This is a genomic window from Iodobacter sp. CM08 (assembly GCF_033446605.1).
Classification (GTDB): domain Bacteria; phylum Pseudomonadota; class Gammaproteobacteria; order Burkholderiales; family Chitinibacteraceae; genus Iodobacter.
In genome coordinates this window covers 1-5,742 of record NZ_JAWQUO010000073.1, presented here as the reverse complement: position 1 = coordinate 5,742, position 5,742 = coordinate 1, and the positions used below count along the sequence as shown (strand labels likewise).

Sequence of the window (5,742 nt, the reverse complement as noted above, 5' to 3'; positions counted from 1 at the left end):
GCAAAGCCAGCTGGAATCGGCGCTTGCTCTCGCGCAAAGCCTAGGTGAAACAGCCACCAACCAACTTGCTGACACCATTGAAACCGGCGACGGCGATAAAACGGTAAAACCCGATAACAGTGCAGGCGCTAAAGCCAGCACTGGTCATCTGCACCACCACGTACACGCCAGCAAAAGCTTCGAGGCGGGGTCAAACACTGATAAAGATGGTAAAACTAAATCCAAAGATCAGGCAGGCCAACAAAAAATCATCCTGCTGCACGGGGAAGACGGCGTAGCCATCACCAGCCCACAAAGCCAGACGATTGCCGCAGGCACAAATCTTGATCAGGTCGCCCAAAGAGACAGCAACCAAACCTCTGGCCGCCGCTGGATTCATAACGTCGGCCAACACATCAGCCTGTTTGTGGCGGGGGTAAAAGATAAAGTCGCGCTAAAACTGATCGCAGCCAAAGGCAAAATCCAGCTGCAAGCGCAAAGCGACGACGTAGAAATCACCGCAGACAAAAACGTAAAAATCACTGCCTGCAAAGAAAAAGTAGAAATCGCCGCAGGGGATGAAGTGCTCTTTACTTCTGGAGGCGGCTATATCCGGCTAAAAGGCGGCAATATAGAAATCCATTGCCCAGGGGAAGTGAGTATTAAAGGGGCTAGTCATGAGTTGAGTGGGGGGACGAGCTTGCCAATTGCCTTACCAAGACTTCCTGTTTTTTCTATTCCGGATAAATTTAGCCAAAGGCTCAATGTTCTTGGTGTTATAGGAATGGACAGTGATAAAGACTCTGCATTAGTGCAGATGCCATATGAAGTGTTTGATAAGTCTGGTGTGTGTATTGCATCAGGCACTACTGACTCTGAAGGTAATACGGGACATATCTATACTAGTTCCGCTCAAAAAGTAAGAGTTTTATTCGGAAGTGGTGAGTGGATTTCATTTAAAGATATTAAAAACAATTAAATAATAAAATGCGTTTTATTATTATTTGAATGAATAATGGTTAGTAAAGACGGAACTTATGATGAGTGAAAATTTAAATGAATTTGAAGGGGTTTCTTCAGAGGTAACTATTAAATCTCCAATGGATACGGAGGAAAATAGCCAGGATTTATCCCTTCCAAATATCGATGTAGAAGACGGTTCAGAAAATGATCAAGATGAGGGTGTTGAAAGTTCTGCGGCAGCTAATAACGTAATAATTAGCTTTCTTGATTTTGCTGGAACACCAATCATAGATCTTGAGTGCCGGATAAAAGTTGGTGAAAAGAAACTACAGTTGTTAACTAACAGTAATGGGGTGCTTGATTTAGGTGATGTAAAGTTTGGTGATTCATTTGAAGTTTTTGTAAAAAAGTACGATGGTAGCTATAAGTCCATTTATGAGGATATTTATACACCTGGCGGTAATGAAATTACTTTAGTGAGCCCAAAGATTGTTTTTGAAGTTGAAACGCAAAGCCATGAGGGAATCCCTGGAGATGCAAAAGAGAATATACCTAAGGCGGATAGAAATAAAGAAAGGACCGAAGCAAAAACAAACAAACCAGAATCAATTGGAAATGATCGCCCAGTAAAACCTCAGCCCAAAATAGCAGGTTCTACAAGCAAAAAAAGCTCTCCTCCTTTACAGGCTAGAGATAAGAATGGGCACCCTCAGGCTGTTGTTATTGAAAAGTCCACAGATTGGTGGGGGCGCTGGCGGTTGGGAATGCTAAATTGGTGGAGTAGTGCTGATTTTCAAAAGAAAGGGACTCCTCAGCAGACTGTAAGAGCTGTGCCATCAGCCTCTGTACCAGATAAAGATGTATTAGAAAGGTTAAATGCATTAATCGCTAATGCCGAAGAACAAACCAATTGGGAAATTGAAATTGGTACTGTTGAGGCATTGGCTAGAATGACCAAAGGTGTTTTTAAAACTAAAGCAAAAACATCATCGAAGCCAAAGGGATGGTGTGCTAAGTATGTAAAAATCGCTCTTATGCGAACAGGTGTTGTGAAGGCAGGAGCTTTAACATTTGGGTCCGCGTCAGAAGGGTATAAAGAATTATTAAAGGCTGGATTTTTAGATATAACATCGACGATACCTGATCCTCGTTGGGCTGCACCAGGTGATATTATTATTTATCGGTGGGATAAACTAGCTTGGGCTAGTAGGAAGAGTTCACCAAGATGGAATGGGTCTAGTAAAAAGCCAAATGAAAGTCTCCCTAATCATGGGCACATAGATATTAGGACGTATGATGGATATATTAGTGATTTTCATAACTATAAATATCCATTTAAGAGTTATGACTTAGTAGGGGTTTATCGAGGAAAATACTTTGATTCTATGCCGTATGTAAGAATGTTGGCTTTCCTTAAAGTTTTACGCGAATTTGAGTGTCACGGGCAGAAAGATGATTCTCGAAGATATTTTATGTTGCAATCAACATTAAACGGAAGTCAGTATTTTTCTGATGTTTCTACACACCCGTATAATAACCAGGAAAATAAAAAAGGATCTTTTTCTGGAGCGTATCAGATTAGATATGCCACATGGAAAGAGCTGCATGAGGTGTATAAAATGCCTTTAGATTTTTCTCCTGCAACACAAGATCGTATGGCTGTTTGTTTAATTGAAAATAGAAAGGCTTTGGTTGATGTTAGGAATGGAGAAATTAAAAAAGCAGTATCAAAGCTAACTTCTGAATGGTCTTCTTTGCCAGGTGGAGTAGATGTTAGAAAGTGGGATGGAAGTAGAAAGCCCTATACCGAGGATGATTTACTAGTGATCTTTGAAAAAAATTTAAATGAACTGATGAGAGTAAAATGAATAAAATTTATATACTTTTATTTTTTTCATTATTTATGGCGTATACCTATGCCAGTGATAATGGTTTTGACCCTTGTTTGAAGTTTAAGAGTGGGCGTGAATTAGCCGTGTACCTTCTTGATGAGAATGATCAAATTGTAAGTGGGCAGGCAGATTTTGGTGCGATTTACGATGATGGTAGATTAGAGTCAAAGGTTATAAATTCTAAATATAAATTACTTGTTGGAAAAAAAATAAAGCCAATCGGAACTGCTTGCTCTATGGATGGTTGTTTGTTTCTCTCAGCAAAAAAGGGTCTTTGCGTGAATGCAAAAGTGTATTCTGTTGGTGTTAATCATGTGTTTAGGCCGTCATCTGGGGCGAAATCATCTGTGACCCAGATTGGGAGTTTTATGGAAATTGGTACTATCGATGATGAAACAGGGGATGAAATTCCATTGGATTATAAATTTTCTAAGAAATTTAAATTAACAATTTCATCGAAAAAATAAAATAAACGGGGTCAAATAAATAAATGGGGTCAGAGTAAAGATAAATCTACTTTTTTGTTCCTGAAAATATGAAGCATAGTAGGATTTAAATTTGCTCTGACCCAGTCATTAATGAAGGAAAAATTAGTTGCTTTAAAAAAAAGGGAATTATTGAAAAATTTATTACCCATGGAGAGGTTAGGAGTGAACCAGCCTACCACATAGAGATTCCACAGCCATGAATAAAATATGCGTAAAAAAGTATTCTTTAGTGTTGCTTGCAATGGTTCCTTTTATTTCAATAAATTCACAAGCAAATTGTCCTGTTTTCTCTGATGGTGTGTATGTTACTGATGATAATGCAGACTCTATTGGCAAAGAAGGAGTACGTGAGAATATAATTAAAATTGCTAAAGGTGGTGATTCTCGTTGGACAGCTACTACATTTGAATTTTCGACTGCGCTTATAAAGAAATCAGATAAATTGGTGTTTAATACCACTATTGGGAATGCGCTAGACGAAAAATATGAAACGCTTTCTGTTAGAGCGGAAACTCAACTCCCTTCGGTATGTACTGGTACAGGATTATGGGTATTGCAAGCTACGCAATACTATCCAAATGAGATTAATTTTTTTGGGAAGCCTCGTGGTAAAGCGAAGAAATTACCTGAGCCTATACGCATAAAGCTTACTTTGCAGCCGCTGGAGGCAGGAGTATTGCGAATTAGTGATTGTAAATCAGAGGTTCAAGAGCGCGGGCAGTGGCGGGCGTACAGTAAATACGATTCTGTTGATCTTTGCCTCAATTTAAAAGCAAGAAGATTATTTGATATTTATCCATATGTTAGTGGTAAAAATGGATGGCAAGGGGCGCTCTGATTGGTGGCTGTTTTTAACTTATTAATAATAAAATAAATTGGAGTCAGACCACGGTTTATTTTTATCTTTATTTTTTATATTTACGCTCTTTAAAAATACATAGTTAGAACTACAAACAAAGTTAAAAACAAAGGCAAGAGAACAGCCTTGCCTTTGTTTTTACTGCATGCCGATCATGACGTTCCTGCTTTTAGCTATGCTCAATAAGTAATTAATTATCACCATCCGGGTGATGAGCAATAAGTAGCAAACTGATCTGCTGCAAGGCAGATCAGTTGTTTTAAAAAAAGGGATTTAACAATGATACGTTCAGGATTTGTTTGTGCTGCATTACTTGTAATTGCCGCGGGTGTAACGGGATGTGCTGAAAATCCAAGCGTACAAAGTGCCACGCCTGCGACAACTTCTTGGAAAAATGCGCCAGTAGCGGCCACATCAACAGCAACTAAAGCCGCAGAAACGGCTGCCGCAGCCGCCGCACAAGTCGTTGCTGATCCGGCTTTTTTAAAGTTTGACAAAATGTCCGCCAAGCTGACTCCTGAGCATGAGGCACAGCTCTTGAGCCTTTTGCCTAAATTAAAAGATGCCAAAGCGATTACGTTGCGTGGCTATTGCTACAAGAAAGATATTGGTAATGCCAAGTCTGCCGCATTAGCGCGTGCTGTAAGCGTAGAGAAGTTCCTGGTTAAACAAGGTATCTCTAAAAAGAAACTGAGCCGTCGCTTTAATACCGAAGACGCGGAACACGCTGTACGCGTTGAGATCGGCAACTAATCTTTCTTTAATTTTCGCCATTCACTCGCTTGATTTGGACTGCTAATGATTTCCCCCATGCCTTTGTCACAAATACTGAGCAGCTTTGCCGCTGCGTTTAATCAGGATCAACGATTAATCTCTTTACAATTAGGCGATGGATCTGCATGGGGCGGGCAGCTATTACCACAGCGGGTGCTTGGCTCGGAAGGGATTAGCCAAGCTTACCGCTATCAAATTGAGTGTTTATCTGCCGATGCAGCCCTAGAGCTTAAATCGCTATTGGGCTTGCCGCTGGTGTTATCGGTGGCTGATGCGTCGGGTAGTGAGATTGAGCGCTGTGGGGTGATTACAGAGGTGCAGCTGATTGGCTCAGATGGCGGCTTTGCCCGCTATATGCTGATTGCTGAACCGCCATTTGCCTTGTTGCGCCACCGCCGTACTTCACGCGTGTTTCAAGACATAAGCGTGCCCGACATCATTAAACAGGTTTTAAGTGAGCATCAAGCTAAAAACTCGGTGTTTGCTGCCGTGCAGACGCTGGATTTCAAGCTATCTGGCCAGCACGCGCCCCGCTCCTATTGTCTACAGTACCGAGAGTCAGATTTTGATTTTTTAGTGCGATTAATGCACGAAGAAGGCTTGGCGTGGCGCTTTGAGCATCTGTCGGGAGATTCGCCGCAGGTGCAGTTGGTGGTGTTTGATGATGCTTTTTCTGTGCCGGAGGCACAAGACAGCCAAGTGCGCTTTCATCGCGCTGACGCGACAGAAGAATCAGATGCCCTTACCGAATGGACCAGCCAACGGCAAGCGGGCAGTGGCAGCGTAT

Annotated in this window: 6 protein-coding genes; all 6 read left to right on the top strand. The window is 41.4% G+C overall.

Annotated features, from left to right (window positions below; translation table 11 throughout):
- Positions 1-958, top strand: a 958-nt coding sequence (locus tag R6242_RS21800; protein ID WP_318430934.1) for a DUF2345 domain-containing protein, incomplete at its 5' end; no start/stop codon positions are given.
- 58 nt (positions 959-1,016) lie between these two features.
- Entirely contained in the window at positions 1,017-2,810 is a 1,794-nt protein-coding gene (locus tag R6242_RS21795) for a hypothetical protein (protein ID WP_318430933.1), read from the top strand.
- A complete protein-coding gene (locus tag R6242_RS21790; protein WP_318430932.1) occupies positions 2,807-3,301 on the top strand; it encodes a hypothetical protein in 495 nt (164 codons plus the stop codon). Before R6242_RS21795 ends, R6242_RS21790 begins: the two co-directional genes overlap by 4 nt.
- A 217-nt stretch (positions 3,302-3,518) precedes the next feature.
- Positions 3,519-4,160, top strand: a complete 642-nt coding sequence (locus R6242_RS21785; RefSeq protein ID WP_318430929.1) for a hypothetical protein — start codon at positions 3,519-3,521, stop codon at positions 4,158-4,160.
- A 300-nt stretch (positions 4,161-4,460) separates the two neighbouring features.
- Positions 4,461-4,934 (top strand): OmpA family protein, encoded by a 474-nt coding sequence (locus tag R6242_RS21780; protein ID WP_318430927.1) that lies wholly within the window; start codon positions 4,461-4,463, stop codon positions 4,932-4,934.
- A gap of 57 nt (positions 4,935-4,991) precedes the next feature.
- A partial coding sequence (locus R6242_RS21775; RefSeq protein ID WP_318430925.1) for a type VI secretion system Vgr family protein occupies positions 4,992-5,742 on the top strand: 751 nt, incomplete at its 3' end.